Raw genomic sequence first — 25,681 nt, forward strand, 5'->3', positions numbered from 1 at the left:
AAAACCTGTAGCGCTAGCTTTTTCCAACCTGATGAAGTATACTTTGTATGAATAAAGTCTGAACTAAATCAGTGTTATGTTTGTACATTATATGTATGTACATTAAATTTGTGAAAACATAAAGCCTTATTTCGATTTATACTTTAAACTATAGATATGTCAACAGCAACGGAAAATAACATCGCCACGCATACCTTAATTGAGAACCGTTGGAGCCCCCGCGCCTTTAGCAGCGAGAGTGTGAGCAACGAGCAAATGGAAGCGCTTTTTGAGGCGGCACGCTGGGCACCGTCTGCCATGAACGAGCAACCCTGGCGCTTTATTTATGCCACGAAAGAAGAAAAAGAAGCCTTTGACCGCCTCGGCAGCTGCCTGGTGGAGGGTAATAGCTGGGCTAAAAACGCAGCGGCACTTTTTATCAGCATCGCCAAAACCAAGTATGATTTTAACGGCAACCTGAATAAGCATGCCTGGCATGATGTAGGCCTGGCAACCGGAAACCTGCTGCTGCAGGCCACAGACTTAGGTTTGCACATACACCTGATGGGCGGTTTTGATGCTGGAAAGGCGCAGCAGATGCTGGGTATACCCGAAGGGTATGAAGCCGTATCGATGGGTGCAGTTGGGTATGTAGGCGATCCGGAGTCGCTGCCGGAGGTGCTGAAAGAGCGGGAGTTGGCACCGCGCAAGCGTAAGCCTCTACATGAGCTGGCGTTTAAAGGCAAGTGGAAGCAAAAGTAATCAGCATCAAAAAAATCGAACTATGAGCAATAAGGTAATTCATAAGGCAGCTACACGCGGCCGCGCAAACCACGGCTGGCTAGACTCTCATCATACTTTCAGTTTTGCGCAGTACTACAACCCTGAGCGTATGGGCTTCGGGCTGCTGCGTGTGCTGAACGATGACGTGGTGGCACCGGGCATGGGCTTCGGTACGCACCCCCACGACAATATGGAGATCATCTCTATTCCGTTGAAAGGCTCGCTGGCACACCGCGACAGCACCGGCACGCAGGAGGTGATAAATACGAATGATGTGCAGATCATGTCGGCAGGAAGCGGGCTTACGCATTCGGAGTATAACGGATCTAAAACGGAGTCTGTAAACTTTTTGCAGATTTGGGTGTTTCCTAATAAGCGAGACATTACGCCGCGCTATGGCCAGAAAACCTTTAAACCGGAAGACAGGCAGAACCGACTGCAGACGGTGATTTCTCCGGACGAAAACGGCGAAGCTCTGTGGATAAATCAGGATGCCTGGTTTACCTTAGGTACGTTAAACAGCGGTTTTTCTGAAGAGTATGCGCTACACAAGCAAGGTAACGGCCTTTACACTTTTGTGATAGACGGAGAGGTGGAGATTGACGGTGAAAAACTAGGCAAGCGCGACGGAATGGGCATCAGCGAGGCAGATAAAATTCAGATTAAAACATCTGAAGGCGCTGAGCTGTTACTAATGGAGATTCCCATGAAATAAAAATTTAGTGTTTAGTGATTTGAGTAGGAACCCTGGCAATTGCCGGGGTTTTTCTTTTTACCGCAGGTGACGCATTACAGCAAACGGCAAAGGTGCCCAAACAGCTGTTGTAACGTCTATGGTTTTCAGCCCCTGGTTTACCCAATTGTTGCAGTTCTTTAGGATATAGAATTTCCTGTTCGCCTCATAAAAAGTATCTCTTTCAGAGTAGCCGGAGCCTTTAATATGTAGGTAACGGTTGTTTTGCTGCACAAAAGATTCATCAATATAAGTGATGAGGCGCTGGTACTGTTCCGGTGATATGCGTATAGGCCTTTGCCTTTTGGTGGGTACCAGCCGGGTGCGGATGTACGCTACATGCATGGCAGTGCGGGTGGGCCAGAGCGCGGCGGTAAGGGCAACTTTCGGTGTCAGGTCAGACCATTCTGGCGTTTCCATGTAAAACCTGCGATCGCCCCAGCCAAAGCCGATGTACCTGAATGTGCTGTCCACGTTGCCGAAGTGGTGCAGCGGCAGTTTTTCACGCCAATCAATGTAAGGGGAAGAGACCGGCACGATGATATCTGTGTGGACTCCGTTTGAGGTAACATAGATCTCAATATGCTCCTCCTGCGGTTGTACCTGTGCAAACCCGCTATTTACAGTAATACTACCAAGTATAACTGCCGCCGCCATAAACAACACTGCCGCTCCTGCCACAGCAACCAGCAGCCAAAGTATAAAAGTCGTTATTTTGCCAATGACGTAACGCATATCTGATAGATACGTGTAAAGCCTGGAAAGTATGATTGGCTTAAAAAACAAAACCCGGTACAAAGTACCGGGTCTGAGTGTAGTTTAGTTAGTTTAGTTTCTATTCAAAAATCGCCCTCTGAGCCAGCTGTTAACAAAATTTGCTATTCTGGCTGGTTTGAAATAAATCTGGAAAGTGTGTGGCTTGCGGAACAAGTTACTTTGCAGCAGCTTTAGTTTTCAAGTAGGAGTGAGGGCGTAGAGAAACCCAAAATGGATTTCGGGTACAAAGGTATGAAATTTTATTTTTGTTAAAATACCTTTCCGAATTTTAATGATATACAAAACAGCATAAGTTAGCAAGACTAAAGGCTGATGAGGCTGCAAACTTGCCATATTCGCTGTTTTTGCGCAGATTGTGCAGAATTCCTAATGCCATTAAATTTTTACTCACAAAGAAACATGATAAACACGCTAAAGCGTTTAACTGCTTTATGGCTGGTGCTTTTAAGCATACCCTATGCCATGGCACAGCAGCAACTGCAGTCTCCAGCTCAGTTTTTAGGGTATGAGTTGGGAGAGCATTTTACCACTCAAAACCGCATCCTGGATTATGTAAAGTATTTGGCCGCACAAGCTCCCAACCGCATAAAGGTAGAGGAGTACGGCCGCACGTATGAAAACCGGCCGCTGGTGTTGGCTTACGTGGCATCAGACGAGAACCTGCCGCGCCTGGAGCAGATTCGTGAGAACAACCTGCGCCAGGCAAGTATGCAGAACGGCAATGTGCAAGGAGACCAGCCCGCTATTGTTTGGCTAAGCTACAACGTGCATGGCAATGAGTCGGTAAGCTCAGAGTCGGTGATGCAGGTGCTGTATGATCTTGTGAACCCAAATAATGCCCAAAGCAAGCAGTGGCTGCAAAACACTGTGGTGATACTTGACCCGATGGTGAACCCTGACGGCCGTGAGCGCTATGTGCAGTGGTACCAGCAGGCCTCTAACCGCGGCGGCAATGCCTCGCCTTACGCCTGGGAGCACTACGAGCCGTGGCCGGGCGGCAGACCGAACCACTACTACTTTGACCTAAACCGCGACTGGGCCTGGCAAACACAGGTGGAGTCTAAACAAAGGCTGCAGGTATACAATAAATGGCTGCCGCAGGTGCATGCCGATTTCCATGAAATGGGTGCGGAGTCGCCTTACTACTTTTCGCCGGCGGCAAAGCCTTTCCATGAGAGCATTACGCCTTGGCAGCGCCAGTTCCAAAACACCATCGGAGAGTATAACCGCCAGTATTTCGATAAAAACAACTGGCTATACTTTACCCGCGAAAGCTTCGACCTTTTTTACCCGAGCTACGGCGATACCTGGCCAACTTATAACGGCGCTATCGGCATGACTTATGAGCAGGGCGGCTCTGGCCGTGCAGGATTGGCTTACAAGAAATCAGACGGTGATACGCTCACGCTGACGGACAGGATTGCACACCACGTGGCGGCAAGCGAGGCCACGATCAAAGCTACTTCTGAGAAGGCAGACGCACTGAAGCAGGAGTTTCAGAAATATTATAGCACTAGCCTCCGCAGTCCCGAAGGCGAGTATAAATCCTTTGTGTTGAAAAGCAGTGCTACGAGTGCCGCCAACCTTAAAATGCTGACGAAGTATCTGCAGCAGCAGGGTATTCAGTTTGGATATGCCGGTAAAAACAGCTCTGTAAGAGGGTATAACTATAGCAATGGCAAAACTGAGCGCGTGGAGCTGACTCCGGAAGATGTGGTCATCAGCATGTATCAGCCAAAATCGGTGCTGGTTAAAGTGCTGTTTGAACCCAAGTCCGCGCTGGAGGATTCGCTGACGTACGACATTACATCCTGGGCACTGCCTTATGCTTACGGCATTCAGACGTATGCTGTAAAAGGAAAGGTAGACATGAGTTCCACGGCACCTGCCGCGCCTGCCGCAGCAACCATCAGCATAGAAAAACCTTACGCCTACCTGGCCCGCTGGAACAGCGTACAGGATCTGCAGTTTCTTACAGAGCTGATGCAGCAGAACATTAAAGTGCGCATGGCAGAGCGCCCGTTTGAGATAAATAACAGCAAGTATGAGGCAGGCACACTGATTATCACACGCACTGGCAATGAGCGTTTTGGCAATAAATTTGATGCCACCGTGCGCGAACTGGCGCAGGCAAACGACGTGCAGCTTACAGCCACCAACACAGGTTTTGTGAGCAGCGGCGCTGATTTTGGATCCGGGAATGTGCGTTACCTTAAAATGCCGAAAGTAGCGCTGATGTCCGGCGAAGGCGTTTCTCCATACGGTTTCGGGGAGATATGGCACTTCTTTGAGCAACAGATCAATTATCCGGTTACGGTGCTTAATACCTCATACTTTAACCAGGTGCCGTTACAGGAGTTTGATGTGCTGATATTGCCGACCGGCTCCTATACTGAACTCCTGAATGAGAAAACACTGGAGAAGGTGCAGGATTGGGTGCGCGGAGGCGGCAAGTTGATTGCCCTTGAAGGTGCAGCGGGTTTTCTGGCTGGCAAAAAAGGCTTTGAGCTAGAGAAAAAAGGCGCTGACGCTGATGAGAAAGCCGAAGGTAAAGGCAGTGAAAAAGAGACTGACCCTTATGAAAACCTGCGCACGTATGCCACGCGTGAGCGTGTGGCTTTGGCAGAAGAGGTACAGGGCAGCGTGTACCGTGTCGACTTGGACAGAACCCACCCGCTGGCATTTGGCTATGGCGATAGCTACTTTGCGCTTATTCGTTCGGCCAGCACTTTCCAGTTTATGGAAGATGGCTGGAACGTCGGCGTACTGAAGAAGGACAACTATGCTGCCGGCTATGTGGGCCAGGAAGCAAAAGAGAAGCTGCAGGACGCGCTTATACTTGGAGCTCAGAACATGGGCCGTGGACAGGTGGTATACCTGGCGGATAACCCGCTGTTCAGAGGCTTCTGGCAAAGTGGCAAACTCATGTTCGGGAATGCTGTTTTTGTAGTAGGCCAATAAGTAAAGTATAAATCTCAGAAAAATCCCCTGTTCCTCTTTCGGAGCAGGGGATTTTTCTGAGATTAGGGTTTTCTCCAAGATTGGCTCCAACTAACATGGCATCTCAAAACTATACTTGTAAGCCTGAAATTCGTGACTTTACCTGTTTAAGGAGGAGGCTTATTTTTTGGAATCAAGTAGAAGGATTATTGTTGTGGTGCTGCAGGTATCCAACCTTAAACCCACACAGGAAGGGAATTGCTCGCGAGCGGTGTCATTCTCCTTACAAAGTAGTACTTAAGTTACAAATCCAAGATCATCAGCAGCCATCCTCTCATTAACCACTATATAGTATAAATTTGTAACTTGCAGAGCGTCTATACTTACAGATGCCAAACGCATGAAATCGCAATTAACCATCACACCGCCCGCACCAGCTGAGTACACCGGCTACATGGCCAATTATGTGCAGCAAGCCAAAACCGAAGACCTGATTGAAGGACTGACGGCCAGCTACGTTTTTATCACAGGTTTGGTGCAGGGGCTGACCGAGGAGCAGCTGTTGTTTAGGTATGAGCCGGGCAAGTGGAGCATTAAGGAGCTGATGGTGCACCTGATGGATGCTGAGCGAATTTTCTCGTACCGTGCCCTGCGTTTTGCCCGCCAAGACAAAACAGAGCTGCCCGGCTTTGAAGAGAACCAATATGCGCAAACCTCAAAAGCCGATGCCCGCGATATAAACTCGATTATTGCAGAGTATACTTCGCTGCGCACGGCCACTATCGAGTTGTTCAAGGGCTTTGATGAGGAGGCGCTGCAGCAGGAAGGCATTGCCAGCGGACAAAAGGCTAGCGTACGGGCGCTCGGTTATGTTATACTTGGGCACGAGGTGCATCACCAGAAAATAATCCGCGAACGGTACCTGAAGGCTTAATTTCTGGCTGCACAAGCGCTACATGGCTACACCTATACTTTTCTATATCTTTAGGTAGAATTGATTTTTAATGAAAGCCTGCAAAGTATAGCTATGTCCTTAACTCGCCGCAATGTAGGTATGGTGGCCGCGCCGCTGCTGGCGCTGCTGGTGTGGCTGCTGACGCCTGCCCTGGATTACCAGGCGCGCTTAGTGGCTACCATCATGTCTTTCTGTTTGGTATTTTGGATGGCCGAGGTAATTCCGCTTTCCATGACGGCGTTTCTGGGTGTACTGCTGGCTGTGATGCTAGGGATTGCGGAGATAGAAACTGCCTTTCAGAACCTGGGCCATCCTATCATCTTACTCTTTATCGGCAGTTTTCTGCTGGCCCGCTCCATGACCCGGCACGGCCTGGACAAGCGGATTGCTCTGTTTATACTTTCACGAAAATTTTTCCAGAAAAGCCTGTTCCGGCTGTTCTTAGGTTTTTCGGCTGTGTCTTTTCTACTTTCCATGTGGGTGAGCAACTCTGTAACAGTGGCTATGCTGCTGCCGCTCATGCTGGGTGTAACGCAACTGGTGTGCCACCCGGAGCATGGGAAAAGCACGGCAGTATACTTTCTGCTGGGTATTGCCTACAGTGCTTCCATTGGCGGTATCAGCACAATTATCGGTTCTCCTCCCAACCTGATTGGTATAAACTACCTGGCGCAGGAAGGCATCCGGATAGATTTTCTGCAGTGGATGTATTTGGCCCTGCCTATCTCGCTGAGTATGTATGGTTTTATGCTGCTATACATGCGCTATTTTCTCAACAAGGGCTTGTACCGTAGAGATACAGTAAAGGCGTATGTGGCAGAGCATCAGCGGCAAGAGAGCAAGCTGAGCAAAGGAGAGCTGGTAACCATGAGCGTCTTTATGCTGGCAGTTATACTTTGGCTGGCGCCAGGGGTATTCAACCTGCTCGGTATGGAGGGAGCCTATACTTTTATGAGCACTTATTTCGCGGAAAGTACCGTGGCCGTATTAGCTGCTTTGCTGTTGTTTCTGATTCCGCCGGGCAAGGAAAACATGGGGGCGGGCACGCTTACGTCCGAAGACCTGGTGAAGATAGACTGGGACACCATACTTCTTTTCGGGGGCGGAATGGCGTTGGGGCAGTTGGTGGTCAGCTCTGGTCTGGCTGATGTGATTGGGCGCAGCATCACCACTTTTATTGATCCTGAACAGCAAATGCTGCTGGTGCTGGCGCTGGTGTTTTTAGTGCTGATGCTAACAGAGGTAAGCTCGAATACTGCTATTGCCATTACGTTTATACCCATTATTATAGGTGTGCTGCAGGGGTTAAGTCTGCCGCTGCTCTACCCGGTGCTGGGTGTGGTAGTGGCTTGTAGTATGGCCTATATGCTTCCTGTGGCCACGCCACCCAATGCTATCGTGTTTGGCAGTAAAATGGTGCCAATCGGGCAAATGGTGCGTACCGGCTTCATCCTGAATATAATAGCTACAGTGCTGATAACCTGTTGGGTTATACTATATATGATGTGGTAGCGGGCAAAAAATAATTTCAGCTGGCAGTAATTTAAAAGTTTACATGTACTTTACAGAGCTGCTTCAGAACAAGATTTTACCATTTATACTATCATACTTTTACTCATGCAGAACCGCAGATCGTACAGAATAATCATGACAATTGCCTGCTTTGTGTTTGCAGGACTGAATGCCTATAGAGTTTTCACAGGAAATTACTCCACCATGGATCTTATCCTCCTTGTGGTTTTTCTGCTTTTTGGTGTGATTTACTTGTTCTTGCTTTTCAAGAAAAATGAGCCGCAACAGTAGTAGGAGAGGGGGTATAAAAAAGAAAAACCTGAAAGTATCTATTGTCCCTTCTGAACAATCATACTTTCAGGTTCTCAACTTTTAGCCAAAGGTATCTATATTTACGGCAGTGGTTTGCGGAAGGTTTTTATTTGGATGAAAAAAACAGAAGTATTTTTTAAAAACGACCTAAAATGCCGTTAATGTCTGTTTTTATTGACTTTTTATTTTTGACACTTTTAGAAGGAAATTATCTGCCTATCAAATTAAGCTGAAAGTATATGTAAGCCATTTCTTACATTGATTTCCTTCTGCACGGTTTGTAATTACACCGGGTCTACATCCGCCACTACCCGAATCCCTTTGAAATCAGCGAGCAGTTTTAGGTTGAAGATGGCTTGCGCAATCTGGCTTTTGGCGGCTTTTAAATTAGTTGAGTCGCGGGGCAGTTTTATGTGGATTTCCTGTAGAAATAAATTACGGATCTTGAAGATGTATGGCACCTCCGGCCCCAGCACCTGCTGCTTGTCTAAGCGGTCGGATAGATCTTTGGTGAGCACAATGGCAGCGTTCTCGGCTGTTTTATCGTCGGCGTGCTTCACCGTAATCCGGATCATGCGGGTAAAGGGCGGATAGCCAAAACGCATGCGCTCCTCAATCTCGTGTTCGTAAAGGGTAGAATAGTCGTTGCTGCGCACTTTGTTGAAGATTGGCTGCAGCGGGTCGCGGGTCTGGATGATAACCGAACCCGGCTTGCCCTTGCGGCCAGCACGCCCACTTACCTGCACAAACAGTTGGTAGGCCCGCTCATGTGCCCGGAAATCCGGGAAGTTGATAATAGTATCGGCGTTAAGTATGCCCACCAGGCTCACATTCTCGAAATCGAGGCCTTTGGTAACCATTTGGGTGCCCACCAACACGTTGGTGCGGCCTGTCTCAAAGTCAGAAATGATCTGCTGGTAACTATTTTTTTTCTTGGTAGTGTCCAGGTCCATACGCTGCACCTCGGCGCTGGGCAGCATCAGTTTCAGTTCGTCTTCCACCTTCTCGGTACCGAAACCCATACTTTTAAGCGTGGTGGCACCGCAGGCGGGGCAATCGTGGGGCATGCGCTCGTGGTAGCCGCAGTAGTGGCAGCGCAGCTCATTGTTATACTTGTGGTACGACAGGCTTACGGCACAGAACTTACACTTGGGTATCCAAGAGCATTCGTCGCAGCTGATGAACGGGGCATACCCGCGGCGGTTCTGGAACAGGATTACCTGCTCCTGGCGCTTCAGGCGCTCCTCAATCTCGGTGAGCAGTTTCGCCGAAAAGTGGCTATGCATGTTTTTGCGCTGCTGCTCGCGGCGCGTATCCACCAGTTCAATTTCCGGCAGTTTGGCCTCCCCGAAACGCTTGGTCATACTTACCAAACCCCAGCGGCCGGTTTTGCAGTTGTAATAGCTTTCTATGGATGGCGTGGCCGAGCCCAACAAGGTTTTAGCGCCTTGCAGGTGCGCCATCATCAGCCCGGTTTCGCGGGCATTGTAGCGCGGCGCCGGGTCATACTGTTTATAGCTTGGCTCGTGTTCCTCATCAATTATCACCAACGATAAATCATGAAATGGCAAAAAGATGGAAGACCGCACCCCGACGATGACCTGAAAACGGCCTGAAAGTATACCTTGCCATACTTCGGCGCGCTCGTTGTCTGAGAACTTGGAGTGGTAAATGCCCAGCTTATCGCCGAATACCTTTATCAGGCGCGTCACGATTTGGGCGGTGAGGGCAATCTCGGGCAGCAAGTATAAAACCTGGCCGCCGCTGTCCAGGGCGTGCTTTATCAGGTCGATGTATACTTCGGTTTTGCCACTACCCGTTACGCCATGCAGCAGCACGGTATCTTTCTCCTTGAACAAGCCTAAAATCTCGTCCTTGGCCTGCAACTGGTGCTCCGACAGCGCCATGGGCAGCTGCTGGTTGCCATGCTCTATCGGAAACCGCGACACGATTTGGTCGAACTGCTCCAGAACACCTTTCTTAATGAGCGTGTTAATGGAGGAGGCGGAGAGGTGCGGGTTATTGGTCAAGGCACTTTTTTCGATGCCATGGTAGTTTAGGTTAACATCCTGGTGCACAGGTACAAGCTGCAGGTAATTCAGGAGCACGTCCAGTTGCTTTGGCTGCGGCGTGAGTTGGTTAAAAAGCTCCTCCAGCAAGCCCTCTTCCTGTACAAAATGCTCTGTAAGGCGAATTTTCTTTACCACTTTAGGCGAGAACTTATCGCTTACCTGCTCATAAATAATAATAGCCTCCTTCTGTATCAGCGACTTTATAAACTTATGATAGCTTTTGAGCTGCAGCAGGTTGCCTACCTCGGTAAACGTTAGCGCTTGGTTGTTGTGCAGCGCAAAAATGATCTTTTCCTCCTGCGGGGCAAGTATAAGCTCGTCTTCCTCAGGGTTATAATGCGGGTGCAACTGTATCCGGGATTCGCTGCTGAGCTTAAGCGCAGAAGGCAAGGCGGCATTTATCACCTCGCCCAGGGTGCACATATAATAATCAGCAATCCACTTAAAAAGGCGAAGCTGCGGTTTTGTGATGATGGGTTTATCATCCAGCACATCCAGGATATACTTGGCTTGGTAATCGGCGGGGGCATTTTCGTGGATGTCGGCTACGATGCAGCTAAGCACTTTTTTGGCCCCGAACTGTACAATTACCCGCACGCCCACCAGCACCTCGTCGTTCATCTCGTAAGGGATGCGGTAGGTGTACAGCTTGGGCAAGGGCAGCGGAAGAATCACGTCGGCAAACAGCGTAACGCGATCTGTGCTTGGCTCCGGCGGATAATTAAAGTTCAGTAACTCAGACAAGGGTATTTATACTTTTAGCTAAATGCAAAGGTCGTAAAAAATTGACGAATGTACGTTATATCAGGTGCCTCCCGTGAAGATGCCCGGTTTATACGTTGGCGGGTTCGGGTAAAAAGTTAGCTTAAAGCGATGAAAGACTTTTGCAAGTGATTGCCATTCCCTCGATTAAAGAAGCAGATAAATCTGTGAAATCTATATGCTGTTGCGAGCTTGCAACTCATATCCTCTTTAGTCAAAGCTGCATTAATTAGAAGTTGAATGTATATAGCATTGCGCTTTAAGGTACTAGCTGCAAGCTCGCACCAGCGAAGGGTGTGCAGCGGTAATTTACACTTTGGCAGGTGAGGGGAAATATACTATCTTAAACGTCGAAATGCCTTTTTATAGGATCAAATTATACTTAAACCAATACCTATGATAAGTAAAGCCTTTTACTTTGCCAGTTTGCTGTTGCTGTTCTGCGGCGCCTCCATATTTGCTCAGGCGCAAACCATGCGCGTGGCAACGTTTAATATCCGCTACGATAATGTAAACGATACCGTAAATGCCTGGAGCAAACGCCTGCCAGCTATTACGGGGCTGGTGCAGTTTCATGACTTTGATATGTTCGGGACGCAGGAGGTAATGCACCACCAGCTGCAAGGCATGGCTAAAGAACTTGCGGGGTACAGCTATATTGGCGTGGGCCGCGACGATGGCAAGGAAAAAGGCGAGTATGCGGCCGTGTTTTATAAAAATGAGAAGTATAAACTACTGAAGCAAGGCCACTTCTGGCTCTCCGAAACGCCTGATAAGCCAGGAAAGGGTTGGGATGCCGATTACCCGCGCGTGTGTTCGTGGGGGCAGTTTCGGGAGCTTGGTACAGGTTATACTTTTTACCTGTTCAATGTGCATTTCGACCACCGTGGCGAGCAGGCCCGCAAAGAAAGCGTAAAGCTGGTGCAGCAAAAGATAATAGAGATTGCCGGAAAAGCGCCTGTTATACTTACCGGCGATTTTAACTTTAGCCAGCACGACGAAAAGTATAAAGCCATGAGCGCCGGCAGCGACCTGAAGGCTGCTTACCAACTGGCAAAATTCCGCTACGAACCACGCGGCACTTTTAATGCCTTTGAGGCAAGCCGCCAAACCGACGAACGCATAGACCACATCTGGCTCACTCCGGATTTTAGCGTTAGCAAGTATGGCATCCTGACGGACACCTACGCCAACGGCCTTTTCCCCTCGGATCATTTCCCGGTGATGGCAGAGGTAAAGTATGAGGCGAAGAAGAAATAAACCAAAAAGCGGCTCCTGAGTGGGAGCCGCTTTTGGGTTATTGTTCCAGTTTAAATTTTACGTTTACACTGCTTTCAACCTTAATCTTTTCAAATTGAATATCAGCGGGCTTAGGTTCGGATTTACTTGAAGTGCCATAGCCTGTTACAACAATTCCAGCTACTCGGCCCTGAAGTTGATTGCTAAAATCAGGGCTGCTTTGGTCAGAAATAAAGATAGCGGTTCCCACTTTTTGGTTTAATGGCGAAACTAGGTATTCGGCCTGCTTTTTTGCTTTTGCAATAGCCTTGGATTTAAGCGTTAACCTAAGTTGATCAATGCCTGAGAACTCGGTTCGGTCCAGGTGTATATTTGAAACGTCGATTTTCTCCAGCTCAAGAATAACCATACCTGCCGTCTGCGCATTATCTACTTTCAGGGAGTAAACTTTTGTTTTAAGCACATCCTGCCCTTTAAGAAAATACTTTTTGAAGTTACTGCCCAAGTCATTAAGCGCGAGGTTTTTTTCTGTATTAATACCTAACTCTTGTAGCGTTTTCACCATTCTGGACTCTAATTCCTCCACAGAGCTCTTTCCTTTGGTGTCCTTTTCATTAATTAAGACATTAAGGTAAATTTCATCAGGGGTTACCAGCGTGTCTACCGAAGCTGAAGTTTCTATAAACGGCTGATCAACAAAATTCTTTGCCTGCCCGAAGCCCGCTAAAGACTGCAGCAAAGCACATATTATTACAAGAATTAACTTTTTCATGAATTATAGTCTTTCGTGGTGGGTGTAACGGTTAAGCTATGGCGCTTGCGAGATTTCAAGTTACTTTCCTTGCCAGTTAACGATTAGTTCAGTTTGTGTAAAGATCTTTATTTATCACTTTAACCCGCATTTCATACAGCTGATGTTGGCAGCTATACTTTCTTTGATTCTATTATAATCATCAACACAATTGTTATAATAGCCAAAAGTGTAGCTATGATAATACCCCATTTCTGCCATTTGAATGCCTTTTTATCTAAATCGTTATCATAAGTTTCAATCCTATTTTTCTTGCCGATACTAATAGGTCCTTTATTATTAGAAATATTCTTAGCTTCAATTTTATCTCCCATTATAATATCATTTTTTATATTTATCGAACTTGCTGGAATTTTTTGCTTATCAGAGTTATCAAGAAGCACTTTTATAGGGATAGAATATAGAAGGTTCTTATCGTTATTTTTTAAGCCTTCAATCGCTTGTTCTAAGCTATTAACTCCTATAATTTTAGATTCAAATTTTTCAAATTCATTTTTTTTAGAGTCTTTGAAAAAATCAAACAGCTCCTTTAATATCTTATCCAAATCATTGAAAACAAGTTGTAAACTAAGGAAATTAGAATTAGTCTCGTTTCTAAACCTTAAGTATTTGTTTTTAAAGTGTAGCACTTTAAAAACATCTTCCTCCTCAAAATTTCTTTTAAAGTCGAAGATAGCTTGAATGTTATTGTTCCAAATGCTCGAACATGTTTGATCACCAGACCAGATTCTCAGTTCTTTTAATTTATGTATAATAGGTAAGTAAACGTTTGAATATATTACCGGAAAGTCATTGTCAATCTCTTCCTGTAGCTTTTCGTATTTTTGCTTATCAATATAATTTTTTTCGGATTTTAATTTCTTCTGCTCAAATTTTATTTTTTCGAGTTTGTTGCAGACCGGAATATATTTTTGAATGTACTCCTTTTTGTTATTGTCCAAAAAATCTATGAACTCAAATAGAGCTTGTATTCTTTGTGGAATCATAACTTTGATTTTTTCGCATTGCCGCTAACTACTGCATATAAGGAGTTATTCCGGTTATTAGCTAAATATAGCTGATAACCGGATGTTCTCAAATCTATCTACCTCACCTGCGATTTATCCACTCGCGTTGGTGTATCTTCGCCGTTAACTACACCTTCAGAGGCCAGGGCAACCGCGCGGATCATGTTAGTAAGGTGTTCCATATTTAGCTGCTCCAGCTCGTCGTTAACGGTGTGGTAGGTTTTATCCTGATCGATTTGCACCGAGGAGATGGTGTGGGCCGGAACGCCGAGGCGGGCCAGCGTGGCGTTGTCGGAACGGTAGAAAAGGTTCTGCTCCGGGTATGGGTCGGGGTGAATGCTATACGCCGTGCCTTCCAGCCTTTTCTGCATCAGTTTGCCCAAATCAGACCGCTCGAAGCCGGTGAGGTAGGCGCTGTTCGGGCCGAACTTGGAGGGTTTGCCCACCATCTCAATATTAAACATGGCCACAATCTGGTCAGGGTTCAGTTGCTCCGAGAAGTACTTTGAGCCGAATCCGCCCATTTCCTCAGCGGTAAAAGCCACAAAAAGTAAGGTGCGCTCCGGCTGTGGCTGGTTTTTGTAGTACTCGGCAAGTAGCATCATGGCTGTAGTGCCCGCTGCATCGTCATCGGCGCCGTTGGCAATGCTGTCGCCTTCTATGGCTTCCTGAATGCCGATGTGGTCGTAGTGGCCCGAGAACACCACAAACTCATCTTTGCGCTTGCCCTCAATCATGCCAGCCACGTTGGTCAGTTGCAGCTGCTCTACTTTATTCTCTACCTCCAGCTTATACTTTTTGGGGCTGAGCTGATCTGTAAGTATAAATACTTTGCTGCCGCCGTTGGGGCTGAGCTGCTGCTTCACGCTGCCCCGGTCCATGTAGTGCTTGTAGCGCTCAAAAATATCGCTGTGCTTCGGGTGCACCAGCACCAGCACATCCTGCTCCTGGTTGTTCATCACGGTTGGCAGCACCTTCCGGAAATCATCGTTCTCGCCGATCGTCACGATCTGCTGCTTGCCTTTCTGTGTCCACTCCAGTTCCTCTTTATCCGTCATCGCGAAGATATGCTCCGGCGAGATTTTCTTCTTGTTCAGCTTTGCCTCCAACTCCTTTGGGGTAACGCGGTACACGCTGAAGCTTTGGAGCAGGCCATCCTCGCCGGGCAGCGGCTGCAGGCCTATCCGCTGAAACTCGCTTTTAATGAACGCTGCGGCTTTGTCGATGCCGGGGGTAAAGGAGGCGCGGCCTTCCATATCGTCGGCGCTAAGTGTGGATACGATGCGCGTAACTTCCTGCTGACTGATGGTGCTTACATCCTGCGCTGTTGCAGTGGCTACCATTCCGCAACTAAGTATAAGGGCGGCGAATTTCAATTTCATGGAGTAGTGTTTATGGATTTACAGAAAATAAAGAGAATATTTTTGGCAGAGGCTGACTCTGAATCCGTTAAACAAATATACCATTTCTATGGATAAAAGCGCGGATATAAACTGGCTGAAGTGGCTGCAGTATACAGTGCTGGTTTCGGTGATTTTATACTTCGGGAGCACACTGTTTATACCGCTTAGCTTTGCCCTGCTTATAAGTTTTGTACTTTATCCTATCTGCCTTTGGCTGGAGCAGAAAAAACTGCCGCGTTGGGCCGCCATTGCGCTGTGCCTGTTGCTGCTACTGGTGCTGGTTGGCGGCTTGGGTTTTCTGCTGGTGCGGCAAATAATACGCTTCGGAGAGGAGTGGCCGCAGCTGCAGGGCAAGCTGAAAGCCGCCTGGGGAAATATCAGTACTTATGTGGAGCACCATTTTGGCATAGACGCTGCCAAGCAGGTAACCTGGGTAGAGGGAATGGCATCTGATGTGGCTTCTTCGGCGTTTACTACGTTGCAGGGTATAGTCTATACTTCCGCCGTTTCGCTGGTGCTGCTGGTGCTGATCCCGATTTACGTGGCGCTTATACTTTACAACCGCGAGCAATTAGCCAAGGCCTTAAAATCCTTTTTTCCGCAAAACGAGCATCGCAAAATCCGGCAAATCCTCCACGAAACCATCTCCACATACTACAATTTTATCAAAGGCATGGCCATCGTATACCTGGTGGTAGGAGTTTTAAACAGCCTGGGCCTGTTGCTGATTGGTGTGCCGCATGCCATCTTTTTTGGTGTGGTGGCCTCTGTGCTTACGTTTATACCTTATGTAGGCATCACCATCGGAGCTATACTTCCCATGACGGTCGCCTGGATCACTTACGACTCTATCTGGTATCCGCTGGGTGTGGTGCTGGTGTTTGGTGTGGTGCAGTACTTAGAGGCGAACCTCATTTTTCCGTGGGCCGTAAGTGCGCGGCTGCAGGTAAACATGCTCTTTACCTTACTGGCTATTGTGGCGGGCGGTATACTTTGGGGCGCCTCCGGCATGATTTTGTTTATACCATTCCTAGCCATACTTAAGCTGATAGCTGATAAGCATCATCGCATGCGTCCGTTGTCGCTGCTGCTGGGCAGTGGTAAAGAAAAATGATTTTGCGAGCAATTGCACCAGTTAAGATACTGAATTGAATAGCCAAAAACTATCCTCCTTGAATAAGGCGATAATAAGGACATAAAAGTATAAAACAAGCTAACCTACCGCGAGTTTTCAATTCGTGGGTTTCCCATGGCAGTAAACTTTCAGCTTGCGTTAACCTGCAGTATTTAAATCTATACTTCTGAAAGCTGAAAGTTTGCCCCATGACAAGCCACAAGATGAAACCTTGCGGCAGTAGTGAGGAAGGGCAATACTGAAGCCATACTCTTGCGGTAGCAGCTGGGCAGACTACAACAAAAAAGGCTACCCGAAGCGGGTAGCCTTTTCATTTATACTACGATAGTATACATTACTCTTTTGTTTTATCTGAGTCAGATGATTTGGTTGGCTCAGTTTCTTCTGCCTCATCCGAAGCGCCTTTGGCTTTTTTGTCGTTAGACTTTTTGGATGTGAAGCTCAGCTTCTCTTCGCCTTCCTTATAATCCACCTGAATTAAATCACCCTGATTTACCTCAGCTCTCAGAATCTCTTCCGCAATCGGATCTTCGATGTACTTCTGAATAGCACGGTTCAGCGGACGAGCGCCATACTTCGGATCATAGCCTTTCTCGGCCACAAAGTCTTTCGCTTCTTTTGTCAACTCGATAGTATAGCCAAGGCTTTCAACACGAGTGAATAGCTTGTTAAGCGACAGCTCGATGATCTTGTGCATGTCCTCACGGTTAAGCGAGTTAAACACAATCACATCATCCAAACGGTTCAGGAACTCAGGCGAGAACGTCTTCTTCAGGGCGCTGGCAATAGTGCCTTTCATAATGTCATCCACGTTCTCCTGCTTTGTCTTAGACATGAAACCGATACCGGCTCCGAAGTCCTGCAGGTCTCTTGCACCGATGTTTGAGGTCATGATGATGATCGTGTTACGGAAGTCAACCTTGCGGCCAAGTCCGTCTGTCAGAATACCATCATCCAGCACTTGCAAGAGCAGGTTGTACACATCCGGGTGCGCTTTCTCAATCTCATCCAGCAATACCACAGAGTATGGCTTGCGACGGATTTTCTCAGTCAGCTGGCCACCTTCTTCGTAACCAACATATCCTGGAGGCGCTCCTACCAAGCGAGATACGCTGAATTTCTCCATGTACTCACTCATATCGATACGCACCAAAGAATCTTCCTTATCGAAGAGGTAAGTGGCAAGCACCTTGGCAAGCTCCGTTTTACCTACACCCGTTGGGCCTAGGAATACAAAGGAACCGATTGGCTTCTTCGGGTCTTTCAGACCAACACGCGTACGCTGGATGGCTTTTACCAATTGGCCGATCGCTTTGTCCTGGCCAATTACTTTGCCTTTCAGCTCTTCGCCCATGTTCAAAAGCTTCACGCCTTCTTTCTGTGCGATACGCTTCACCGGAATACCTGTCATCATGGCAATAACCTCTGCCACATTTTCCTCTTTTACCTGGTAACGCTTTTTCTTGGTCTCTTCTTCCCAGTTCTTTTTAGCAGTTTCGAGCTGATCAATAAGTTTTTTCTCCTTATCGCGTAGCTGGGCAGCTTCTTCATACTTCTGGCTCTTCACCACGCGGTTTTTCTCTACCTTGATGTTCTCGATCTGCTCTTCCAGCTTCAGGATATCATCCGGCACCACAATGTTGTTGATGTGTACGCGGGCACCTGCTTCGTCCAAAATATCGATAGCCTTGTCTGGCAGGAAGCGGTCGCTCATGTAGCGGTCTGATAGCTTCACGCAGGCCTCAATGGCTTTATCGGTATAATTTACGTGGTGGTGGTCCTGGTACTTATCCTTAATGTTGTTCAGGATTTCGATAGTCTCCTCTGGTGTGGTAGGGTCCACCATTACAATCTGGAAACGACGGGCCAACGCGCCATCTTTCTCGATGTACTGGCGGTACTCATCCAGGGTAGTGGCACCGATGCATTGGATCTCGCCACGGGCAAGCGCAGGCTTGAACATGTTGGAGGCATCCAAAGAACCAGAAGCGCCACCGGCACCTACAATCGTATGCAGCTCGTCGATGAACAGGATCACGTCCGGAGACTTCTCAAGCTCGTTCATTACGGCTTTCATACGCTCTTCAAACTGGCCACGATACTTGGTGCCAGCCACCAGCGAGGCAAGGTCCAGGGTTACCACACGCTTGTTAAACAGCACGCGGCTTACCTTTTTCTGCACAATGCGCAGGGCCAAACCCTCGGCAATGGCGGTTTTACCAACACCAGGCTCACCTATAAGTATAGGGTTGTTCTTTTTACGGCGACTCAGTACCTGGGCCACACGCTCAATTTCTTTTTCTCGACCAACGATTGGGTCCAGCTTATCGTCCTCGGCCAGCTTGGTTAAGTCGCGGCCAAAGTTATCTAGCACCGGAGTGCGTGACTTCTCGCCTGGCTTTTTGCTCGAAGAGCTGCCTGCGCGTGACGATGAGCTACCAAACAGTTTGTCCGAATCATCAGAATCATCAGTGTCTGACGATGCCAGCGGATTATTGCTATGATAATCCAGCGAGTCTCTTATTGCTTCGTAGTTCACGTTGAATTTCGCTAAAATTTGTGAAGAAATATTGTCCTCGTCCCGTAGGATGGACAACAGAAGGTGCTCTGTGCCGATAATATCGCTTTTAAAGATCTTTGCCTCTAAGTATGTTATCTTAAGCACCTTTTCGGTCTGTTTCGTCAGGGGGATACTGCCGGTAATATTGCTGCTTTGCGATGCTGTATTTCGTGTAGCCTGTTCTAAAGCGTACTTTAATTCATCTATCGAAACGCCAAGCTTCTTCAGCAGCGAGATGGCTGTACCTTCTCCTTCCCGAATCATACCAAGCACTAAATGTTCAGTGCCAATGTAGTCATGGCCGAGCCGGATTGCTTCCTCCCGGCTGAGCGAGATGACCTCTTTTACTCGGTTTGAGAATTTTGCTTCCATGTATACTATACTCCGTGTATTCTTAAAAAAGTAGAATGTTTATAACTGATTGAGTCTTAACAGTTGATGCCTACTCTGAAACAAGCTTTTAGGTACAAATGTTCAGCTTGGTTGCGCCGTTACTGAAGGTAAGAAAGTGACGCAGGCCCTTGTGTAAACAACAAGTCAATTATACTGAGCTCTGGTACAAATTGTTTGCCAAACACTTGCGTATATGGGTTTACGTGCAAATTGTCAGTAGAGATTTTAGGATGTATCCTATTTCTGAGGTCGAGCACGTTTTCAGGAACCTGCACCTGATAATCTTGCGTGAAATTCAGCGGCTTGTTCAGTTTTAGTAATTTAAGATAAAGCTTTAAAAGATCAACGTTCAACTCAAATAAAAATTTGTGCTGCTGCTCATAAATGGCTTGCAGGTAATCACTGTAAAATTCAAAATAGGGCGCTCGGCCGTATGCTGCCTGTATGGTACGCCAATGCACCAACTGCCATTTCTGGCTGTAATCTATCTCAATCTCCTGTATCGGTGTTTTGATTTTGCTGTTCCCGCGCAGCACCGGCACGCTTAGCTGCTGCACGCCATGCGCCGTAAGTACATGGCAGCGGTTGCGGTAGCTTTGCTTGATATAATTTTCGTGCGCCTCCAGCTGTATACTTTCAGAGCGAACGGCATGCCAGAAAAAAGCTGCCGGAGGGTTATACATTGTTTCGGTAAGCAGGATCAAGATTAATTATAAAATTAGGTTTTGCGTATCATGACAACAGGTATCGGGTAGCATAACTTTCATAGTAGCGTTTCGGTATGAGCGTGCTACTTGATTCGTGCTACGAGATACGGTTTCCCGCTAAATAAGCACAAGTTCTGATATTTCATAATGCCAGGTGAGGGTTGTACCTTTGCGGCTGCTCCTTTTGCCCGTGAATAAACATACAAACATACCGCCGCTTTACTATCCGCTCTGGCTGCTGCTGAAAGGCTTGTCGCTGTTGCCGCTTTCTATGCTTTACCTGTTGGCCGACTTCCTATACTTTGTTATATACTTTGTGCTCGGCTACCGCAAAAAGGTTGTGCTCAATAACCTGCAGCGCGCCTTCCCGGAGAAAAGCCCGGAAGAGATACAGCAAATTACGAAGGCTTTTTACAGGCAGTTTGCTGACGTGATTGTGGAAACGCTCAAGCTCCTGTCGATGGATGCTGCTGAGATGGCACGGCGGATAACCTTCACCAACCAGGAGCTTCTGGATGATTTTGTGCAGCAAGGCAAAACCGTAATCACCATGGGCTCTCATTCCAGCAACTGGGAGTGGGTACTATCGGCCGGGGCTGTGCAGTTTGATTTTCCGGCATATGGCGTTTACAAACCCCTGAACAATGCGTTTTTTGAAAACTTTATGCTGCGCACGCGAAGCAAGCTGGGCGCAAAGCTGATTAAGATGAAAGACACGCTGCGCGACTTTGCCGCCAACCGCAACACCCCGCGCGTAGTAGCCATGCTCTCGGACCAAACACCACTTAAAAGCGAAATTACGTTTTGGACCACCTTTCTGCACCAGGATACTCCCTTTTATGAAGGCGCTGAAAAGCTGGCCAACAAATTTGGCCTTCCTGTACTTTTCCTGGATGCGCACCGCACAAGCCGTGGCCATTATACCCTTACCTTTGAGCTGATTTCTGACGGGAAAAAAGACCCGGCCGAACCTAACTCTATTACAGAAACCTTTGCCAGAAAACTGGAAGCCGCCATCCGCCGCCACCCTGCCGATTACCTCTGGACCCACAAACGCTGGAAACATAGGAAGTTAGAGGGTTAGAGAGTTGAAAAGTTGAGGATGTTATACTAGAATCATTATTAAAGCACTTTCTAACTCTTAAACTACAAAAACTCCTCTATGTCTCCTGCACCTGGGCGTAGGACTTCGAATGTGTTGTTTGTGGCGTCTACTACCGTAGAAGCTACGTTGTTGCCGTAACCGCCGTCTACAACAGCATCCACCAGGTTTTTATACTTCTCATAGATCAGCTCAGGGTCAGTGCTGTACTCAAGCACCTCGTCCTCATCGTGGATGGAGGTGGAGAGGATGGGGTTGCCAAGTTCTTTTACCAGCTGCAAGGCAATATTATTTTCAGGTACGCGTATGCCTACGGTTTTCTTTTTGGCGCTGGCATACTTCGGAGCATTACTGGTGGCATTAAGCACAAACGTAAACGGGCCGGGCAGCGCCTTCTTCATGACTTTATAAGTCGGGGTATCTATTTTGGCGTAATCGGAAATGTGCGTAAGGTCGGAGCAGATAAAGGAGAGATTCACCTTATCTGGTTTAACGCCTTTTATCTGGCAAACACGCTCAATAGCGCGTGCATTATGTATGTCGCAGCCAAGGCCATAGATGGTATCAGTCGGGTAGATGATGACGCCCCCGTTTCGGAGGATGTCGACTACCTCACGGATTTTTCGCTCCTGCGGGTTATCGGGGTGTATCTGGATAAAGGCTGCGTTACTCATAGTTTTAAATTATTTTGTCTGAAAGATAGAAATACTGCTTCAGCTGCTGAAGCGTTGTAAAACTTATACTTGGCAGCTTAACTCTTAAACTCGCTCCGGAGCAAGCTGTATACTTCAAGGTCATGGAACTTCCCGTTTAGAAGCTCTCCGTGGCGCTGAACTCCCTCCAGCTTAAAGCCTAGTTTTTTAGGGATGTTGCTGCTGCGGTGGTTGCCTACGCCGACTTTTATCTCTACCCGGTTCATGCGCATTTTCTCGAAAGCATATGTAAGCAATGTCTGGCAAGACTGGCGCATAATTCCCTTGCCTTGCTTTTCCTCGGCCAACCAGTAGCCAATCTCCAGCTTCTTGTTCAGTTTGTCTATGCACTTAAACCCGATCAAGCCGCATACTTTTTGCTCGTGTACAATTACAAAAACAAGATCGGAGGTGTTGCCTGGGGCGCTAACGTATTTCAGGTAAGCCTCTGTGTCACCGGCATCCTGGCTAACATCTATAAAAGGCAACCATTTACGGAGGTAGGGGCGGTCGCGGTCGATGATGTAATAGAGAGCAGACGCATCTGAGGGAGTTGCCCGGCGTAGGAAAAGATCGGTGGCTACAGGCAATTGTAACAATGGAGTAGCAGTTTTCATAGTTTATAGATACGTGTTTACAGGCAAGGTAAAAAACTTCTGCTATAAAGCCGCTCTGCCAGCCAAACAAAGCCAATGCATGTACAGTTTAAGGAGTATGAGTGCGGGCTGATGAACATTACTTTATACTTCCTTTATGAGAAAATATTTACTAACCGGTTTTATACTTTTCATCACCTTTTCAGCCATTGCGCAAAGCGAACCGGAGCTTACTGTTGGGGCAAAGGCGGGCATCAACATCTATAGCCTGAGCAGCGATGATTTGATTGAGGACGATGATACCGGACTAAGCTATGAGTTTGGGATTTACGGGCGCATTGGGGAGCGGTTTTTTGTGCAGCCTGAGCTAAACCTTGTAAGCCACAAAACGCATTTGATTACCCGAACCCAGCCTCGGGTAGGAGAGCGTGACGCGCTAACAGTGCGTTACCTGCGCCTGCCGGTGTACCTCGGATACCGGACAGACTACAGCGGGCCACTGATTTCGCGGGTGCGCTTTATGGCTGGCCCCTCTATATCTTATGCCATCTCTGTGGCAGACAATAACCTCGATATCCAACGAAACGACATACATAACGCACAGTTTGCGCTTAACGGCGGCGCTGGCTTCGAGCTTTGGGTGCTGCACTTGGACCTGACGTATCACCACTACTTTACCTCGCTGCTTAATGATGGGCGCTCTTCGGGCAAAGGCCGTGCCTTTTCATTAACAGCTGGTTTCGGATTTTAAACGATTTATACTTTCAGCAAGAGCTTATGCAGCACAGCACGGTTATACTTATCCCCGGCCTCGGCGACTCAGAACCTGACCATTGGCAAAGCCTTTGGCAGCAGCAACACCCGCCTTTTAAACGGGTGCAACAGCAGAACTGGGATGCCCCAAAGCAAGCGGAATGGGTGGAGGAGATTGCGAGCACAGTGCGGCAACACAAGCCGGAGCAGGTGGTGCTGGTGGCGCATAGCCTGGCTTGTATCGCCGTCGCTTTTTGGGCTCAGAAGTATAAACAGGCAATTAAAGGAGCATTACTGGTAGCCCCCGCCGACACCGAAGCGGCCTCTTTCCCGGAAGCTGCCGCTGGCTTCGCGCCAATACCGATAGCGCAGTTGCCTTTTAAAAGTATTGTAGTAAGCAGCAGCAACGATGAGTATATCGCTGCGGGGCGGGCGCAGCAGTTGGCCAATGCCTGGGGAAGCCGCTATGTGAACATCGGCATGGCCGGGCACATAAACAGCGCCTCCGGCTACGGCCGTTGGGACGAGGGGCTGGAACTGCTCAAAGGCCTCTGCGGCACAGCGCGATTGTAAGGTTGTGCTATCAAAACTGCCGCAAGATTCCATTTTGTGGCTTTTCCTGGGACAAGCTTTCAGCTTGCAGAAGTATAGATTTAAATGCAGCCGGTAAAGCTAGACCTGTCTCTACTGGGGTAAGCCCACCCATGAAAGCTGCGCTCGCTTAAAACTCACGCTTTTGCTAGTCCATGAGAGGAGGGATTTCTGCATCAGCCATCATCCAACCACCCCTAACCCCTCCTTGTCTAAGGCGGGGAATTTTTACCCCACCCCACCCCTAAAAACAGGGGAGGGAGTTCGGTTCAAGTTGTATTAGCGGGGGCTATCGAACCTGATCCCAGTCCTTGGGTTGAGCGCCTTGTGAGATCCGGTGCCCGCCAAGGGCAGCCGCAGCGCAGCGGAGGCAGGAGGGAACACAGCGCGATGCCCGAGGACGAGCCCTCCCGGGCTTGAGGGAGCCAAAGCCAGAAGTGAAACAAGCTGTTTATAAAGCCGAGGATCAACAGAAGCTATTAAGTATAGCTTATATTAAGCAGCGGCTAAGATATTAAAATAGCTTTGAACAGGCCAATAGCTAATTAATTAATCTGTTTTCTAAAACCGCCTTTGCCGCCGCTCTTGCGGCCTTTGTTGCCGGCGCCAAAGCTTTTGCTTCTCACGCCGCTGTTTCCACTTCCGCTGCTGCCTTTAGCTATTCCTTTAAGCTGCTCTACTTCCTCAGGAGTCAGTTCGCGCCACTCGCCGGGCTGTAAAGTGCCTAAAGAAATCGGGCCTATACTTGGGCGGATCAGGCGGAGAGTAGGGTAGCCCACGGCGGCGGTCATGCGGCGCACCTGGCGGTTCATACCTTGCGATATTTTAATCTCTAGCCAGGAAGTGGGAATGTTTTTACGAAAACGGATTGGCGTAGAGCGTTCCCATACTTTAAGCTCGCCTTCCATCAGGCGTACTTTGGCCGGAGTGGTTTTGCCGCCCTTTATCTGCACGCCCAGCCTCAGCCTGGTAAGTGCCTCGTCTGCCGGCACATCATCCACCTGCACCCAATACGTTTTCTCAACTTTAAATTTGGGGTCGGAGAGGCGGTGCTGCAGCTGTTTGTCGTCGGTTAAAAGCACAAGTCCTTCGCTGTCGTAGTCGAGGCGGCCAACGGGATAAATGCCGGCAACAGGCACAAAGTCTTTTAAAGTAGAGCGTCCTTCCTCGTCCGTAAACTGCGTGAGCACTTCAAAGGGTTTGTTGATGATGATGTATTTCAAAGTATAAAAGTAATCAGTGAATAACTGTGACGGACATAGTTAAGGCTGCTGCTTTGCCTGCCACTCCTCAAACTCCGGCTTCAGCAGCGAGAACATGATAGAATCCTCCAGCTGGCCGTTTACCTGGTAATGGTTGCGCAGCAGGCCTTCGCGCTTAAAGCCGAAGTGTCGCACCAGCTGCAGCGAAGGCGTATTGTAATCGGCAACCAGCGCCTCTACGCGGTACAAGTCCATCTGCCTAAAGCCAAAGGTAAGTATACTTTCCAGCGCTTCGGTCATCAGCCGCTTGTTTTTATACTTGCTGTCGGTAATGGCGTAGCCTATTTCGGCACGGCAATGGCTCGGTATCCAAGTGTGGTAGTCGCAGTGGCCGATTACCTTTTTAGTGCTACGGTCCAGCAGGTGGAACCCCTTGTAGTTGTGGTAGTAGGTGGTGATGCCTTTGGTGTACCTTTCCTCCATCTCCTCAAACTGCTCGTCTGTCTGCAGGCTCAGGTACGCCATAATTTCCTGCTTGGTTTTTTTGAGAAAGAGCTGGTTGAATATAGCCGGTGTCAGCTCGCGGAGCAGCAGGCGTTCGGTAGTGAGTACGATAGGAGAAGCGCTGAACATTTTGTCTGAAGCAGGATTCGCAGAATTTAAAG

22 protein-coding genes are annotated in these 25,681 nt (G+C 48.1%); 11 read left to right on the forward strand and 11 right to left on the reverse strand.

Going from position 1 to position 25,681, the window contains the following annotated elements:
• Positions 1-156: 156 nt before the first annotated feature.
• Both Q1B04_RS08505 and Q1B04_RS08510 read left to right on the forward strand, forming a co-directional pair.
• On the forward strand, positions 157-741 hold the full coding sequence (locus Q1B04_RS08505; protein ID WP_299758057.1) for a nitroreductase family protein: 585 nt from the start codon (positions 157-159) through the stop codon (positions 739-741).
• A 22-nt stretch (positions 742-763) separates the two neighbouring features.
• Positions 764-1,477, forward strand: a complete 714-nt coding sequence (locus tag Q1B04_RS08510) for a pirin family protein (RefSeq protein ID WP_299758059.1) — start codon at positions 764-766, stop codon at positions 1,475-1,477.
• A 57-nt stretch (positions 1,478-1,534) separates the two neighbouring features.
• Here Q1B04_RS08510 and Q1B04_RS08515 read toward each other — a convergent pair whose 3' ends face one another.
• Positions 1,535-2,230: a TIGR02117 family protein gene (locus Q1B04_RS08515; RefSeq protein WP_299758061.1), complete on the reverse strand. Its 696-nt coding sequence runs from the start codon at positions 2,228-2,230 to the stop codon at positions 1,535-1,537.
• A gap of 441 nt (positions 2,231-2,671) precedes the next feature.
• Here Q1B04_RS08515 and Q1B04_RS08520 point away from each other — a divergent pair, with 441 nt between their 5' ends.
• From Q1B04_RS08520 to Q1B04_RS08535, 4 genes are all read left to right on the forward strand, one after another.
• Positions 2,672-5,233, forward strand: a complete 2,562-nt coding sequence (locus tag Q1B04_RS08520; RefSeq protein WP_299758063.1) for a M14 family metallopeptidase — start codon at positions 2,672-2,674, stop codon at positions 5,231-5,233.
• A 379-nt stretch (positions 5,234-5,612) separates the two neighbouring features.
• Entirely contained in the window at positions 5,613-6,146 is a 534-nt protein-coding gene (locus tag Q1B04_RS08525) for a DinB family protein (RefSeq protein ID WP_299758065.1), read from the forward strand.
• Positions 6,147-6,239: 93 nt separating this feature from the next.
• Positions 6,240-7,679: a DASS family sodium-coupled anion symporter gene (locus Q1B04_RS08530; RefSeq protein WP_299758067.1), complete on the forward strand. Its 1,440-nt coding sequence runs from the start codon at positions 6,240-6,242 to the stop codon at positions 7,677-7,679.
• 105 nt (positions 7,680-7,784) lie between these two features.
• Positions 7,785-7,970 carry a hypothetical protein gene (locus Q1B04_RS08535; protein WP_299758069.1) on the forward strand — a complete coding sequence of 62 codons (186 nt, stop codon included), beginning with the start codon at positions 7,785-7,787 and terminating at the stop codon, positions 7,968-7,970.
• A 305-nt stretch (positions 7,971-8,275) separates the two neighbouring features.
• Here the strand turns inward: Q1B04_RS08535 and priA are convergent, their stop codons facing one another.
• Positions 8,276-10,807: a primosomal protein N' gene (priA, locus tag Q1B04_RS08540; RefSeq protein ID WP_299758071.1), complete on the reverse strand. Its 2,532-nt coding sequence runs from the start codon at positions 10,805-10,807 to the stop codon at positions 8,276-8,278.
• 414 nt (positions 10,808-11,221) lie between these two features.
• On the opposite strand from priA, the gene Q1B04_RS08545 reads away from it, so the two are divergent.
• Entirely contained in the window at positions 11,222-12,085 is an 864-nt protein-coding gene (locus Q1B04_RS08545) for an endonuclease/exonuclease/phosphatase family protein (RefSeq protein WP_299758072.1), read from the forward strand.
• A gap of 37 nt (positions 12,086-12,122) precedes the next feature.
• Here Q1B04_RS08545 and Q1B04_RS08550 read toward each other — a convergent pair whose 3' ends face one another.
• The 3 genes from Q1B04_RS08550 to Q1B04_RS08560 all read right to left on the reverse strand — a co-directional run bounded on the left by Q1B04_RS08550 (position 12,123) and on the right by Q1B04_RS08560 (position 15,264).
• Positions 12,123-12,836, reverse strand: a complete 714-nt coding sequence (locus Q1B04_RS08550) for an SIMPL domain-containing protein (RefSeq protein WP_299758074.1) — start codon at positions 12,834-12,836, stop codon at positions 12,123-12,125.
• Between the two features lie 152 nt (positions 12,837-12,988).
• Positions 12,989-13,861, reverse strand: a complete 873-nt coding sequence (locus Q1B04_RS08555) for a hypothetical protein (RefSeq protein ID WP_299758076.1) — start codon at positions 13,859-13,861, stop codon at positions 12,989-12,991.
• A 98-nt stretch (positions 13,862-13,959) separates the two neighbouring features.
• On the reverse strand, positions 13,960-15,264 hold the full coding sequence (locus Q1B04_RS08560; RefSeq protein WP_299758078.1) for a M20/M25/M40 family metallo-hydrolase: 1,305 nt from the start codon (positions 15,262-15,264) through the stop codon (positions 13,960-13,962).
• A gap of 88 nt (positions 15,265-15,352) precedes the next feature.
• On the opposite strand from Q1B04_RS08560, the gene Q1B04_RS08565 reads away from it, so the two are divergent.
• Positions 15,353-16,399, forward strand: coding sequence for an AI-2E family transporter (locus Q1B04_RS08565; RefSeq protein ID WP_299758080.1), 1,047 nt, complete (start codon positions 15,353-15,355; stop codon positions 16,397-16,399).
• Positions 16,400-16,754: 355 nt separating this feature from the next.
• Here Q1B04_RS08565 and Q1B04_RS08570 read toward each other — a convergent pair whose 3' ends face one another.
• Positions 16,755-19,352 (reverse strand): ATP-dependent Clp protease ATP-binding subunit, encoded by a 2,598-nt coding sequence (locus tag Q1B04_RS08570; RefSeq protein WP_299758082.1) that lies wholly within the window; start codon positions 19,350-19,352, stop codon positions 16,755-16,757.
• 119 nt (positions 19,353-19,471) lie between these two features.
• The gene (locus Q1B04_RS08575; protein WP_299758084.1) at positions 19,472-20,077 is read right to left on the reverse strand and encodes a WbqC family protein; all 606 of its coding nucleotides are present in this window, start codon (positions 20,075-20,077) and stop codon (positions 19,472-19,474) included.
• A gap of 193 nt (positions 20,078-20,270) precedes the next feature.
• On the opposite strand from Q1B04_RS08575, the gene Q1B04_RS08580 reads away from it, so the two are divergent.
• Complete coding sequence (locus tag Q1B04_RS08580; RefSeq protein ID WP_299758086.1) at positions 20,271-21,164, forward strand: lysophospholipid acyltransferase family protein; 894 nt, start codon at positions 20,271-20,273, stop codon at positions 21,162-21,164.
• 62 nt (positions 21,165-21,226) lie between these two features.
• Here the strand turns inward: Q1B04_RS08580 and Q1B04_RS08585 are convergent, their stop codons facing one another.
• The gene (locus Q1B04_RS08585) at positions 21,227-21,856 is read right to left on the reverse strand and encodes an L-threonylcarbamoyladenylate synthase (RefSeq protein ID WP_299758089.1); all 630 of its coding nucleotides are present in this window, start codon (positions 21,854-21,856) and stop codon (positions 21,227-21,229) included.
• A 77-nt stretch (positions 21,857-21,933) separates the two neighbouring features.
• Positions 21,934-22,491, reverse strand: coding sequence for a GNAT family protein (locus tag Q1B04_RS08590; protein ID WP_299758091.1), 558 nt, complete (start codon positions 22,489-22,491; stop codon positions 21,934-21,936).
• Positions 22,492-22,627: 136 nt separating this feature from the next.
• On the opposite strand from Q1B04_RS08590, the gene Q1B04_RS08595 reads away from it, so the two are divergent.
• Together Q1B04_RS08595 and Q1B04_RS08600 are read left to right on the forward strand one after the other, a co-directional pair.
• Entirely contained in the window at positions 22,628-23,221 is a 594-nt protein-coding gene (locus Q1B04_RS08595; RefSeq protein WP_299758094.1) for an outer membrane beta-barrel protein, read from the forward strand.
• Between the two features lie 26 nt (positions 23,222-23,247).
• Positions 23,248-23,796, forward strand: a complete 549-nt coding sequence (locus Q1B04_RS08600; RefSeq protein ID WP_299758096.1) for an alpha/beta fold hydrolase — start codon at positions 23,248-23,250, stop codon at positions 23,794-23,796.
• Between the two features lie 563 nt (positions 23,797-24,359).
• Here Q1B04_RS08600 and Q1B04_RS08605 read toward each other — a convergent pair.
• Positions 24,360-25,037: a pseudouridine synthase gene (locus Q1B04_RS08605; protein ID WP_299758099.1), complete on the reverse strand. Its 678-nt coding sequence runs from the start codon at positions 25,035-25,037 to the stop codon at positions 24,360-24,362.
• Positions 25,038-25,076: 39 nt separating this feature from the next.
• Positions 25,077-25,649: a GNAT family protein gene (locus Q1B04_RS08610; RefSeq protein ID WP_299758102.1), complete on the reverse strand. Its 573-nt coding sequence runs from the start codon at positions 25,647-25,649 to the stop codon at positions 25,077-25,079.
• Between the last annotated feature and the right edge of the window lie 32 nt (positions 25,650-25,681).

Origin of the sequence: uncultured Pontibacter sp., from assembly GCF_947495565.1 — a bacterium.
Lineage (GTDB): Bacteria > Bacteroidota > Bacteroidia > Cytophagales > Hymenobacteraceae > Pontibacter.

Coding starts and splice junctions, on each gene's coding strand:
- Q1B04_RS08505 (WP_299758057.1), top strand. CDS start 157: ATGTCAACAGCAACGGAAAATAACATCGCCACGCATACCTTAATTGAG.
- Q1B04_RS08510 (WP_299758059.1), top strand. CDS start 764: ATGAGCAATAAGGTAATTCATAAGGCAGCTACACGCGGCCGCGCAAAC.
- Q1B04_RS08515 (WP_299758061.1), bottom strand. CDS start 2,230: ATGCGTTACGTCATTGGCAAAATAACGACTTTTATACTTTGGCTGCTG.
- Q1B04_RS08520 (WP_299758063.1), top strand. CDS start 2,672: ATGATAAACACGCTAAAGCGTTTAACTGCTTTATGGCTGGTGCTTTTA.
- Q1B04_RS08525 (WP_299758065.1), top strand. CDS start 5,613: ATGAAATCGCAATTAACCATCACACCGCCCGCACCAGCTGAGTACACC.
- Q1B04_RS08530 (WP_299758067.1), top strand. CDS start 6,240: ATGTCCTTAACTCGCCGCAATGTAGGTATGGTGGCCGCGCCGCTGCTG.
- Q1B04_RS08535 (WP_299758069.1), top strand. CDS start 7,785: ATGCAGAACCGCAGATCGTACAGAATAATCATGACAATTGCCTGCTTT.
- Q1B04_RS08545 (WP_299758072.1), top strand. CDS start 11,222: ATGATAAGTAAAGCCTTTTACTTTGCCAGTTTGCTGTTGCTGTTCTGC.
- Q1B04_RS08550 (WP_299758074.1), bottom strand. CDS start 12,836: ATGAAAAAGTTAATTCTTGTAATAATATGTGCTTTGCTGCAGTCTTTA.
- Q1B04_RS08555 (WP_299758076.1), bottom strand. CDS start 13,861: ATGATTCCACAAAGAATACAAGCTCTATTTGAGTTCATAGATTTTTTG.
- Q1B04_RS08560 (WP_299758078.1), bottom strand. CDS start 15,264: ATGAAATTGAAATTCGCCGCCCTTATACTTAGTTGCGGAATGGTAGCC.
- Q1B04_RS08565 (WP_299758080.1), top strand. CDS start 15,353: ATGGATAAAAGCGCGGATATAAACTGGCTGAAGTGGCTGCAGTATACA.
- Q1B04_RS08570 (WP_299758082.1), bottom strand. CDS start 19,352: ATGGAAGCAAAATTCTCAAACCGAGTAAAAGAGGTCATCTCGCTCAGC.
- Q1B04_RS08585 (WP_299758089.1), bottom strand. CDS start 21,856: ATGAGTAACGCAGCCTTTATCCAGATACACCCCGATAACCCGCAGGAG.
- Q1B04_RS08590 (WP_299758091.1), bottom strand. CDS start 22,491: ATGAAAACTGCTACTCCATTGTTACAATTGCCTGTAGCCACCGATCTT.
- Q1B04_RS08595 (WP_299758094.1), top strand. CDS start 22,628: ATGAGAAAATATTTACTAACCGGTTTTATACTTTTCATCACCTTTTCA.
- Q1B04_RS08600 (WP_299758096.1), top strand. CDS start 23,248: ATGCAGCACAGCACGGTTATACTTATCCCCGGCCTCGGCGACTCAGAA.
- Q1B04_RS08610 (WP_299758102.1), bottom strand. CDS start 25,649: ATGTTCAGCGCTTCTCCTATCGTACTCACTACCGAACGCCTGCTGCTC.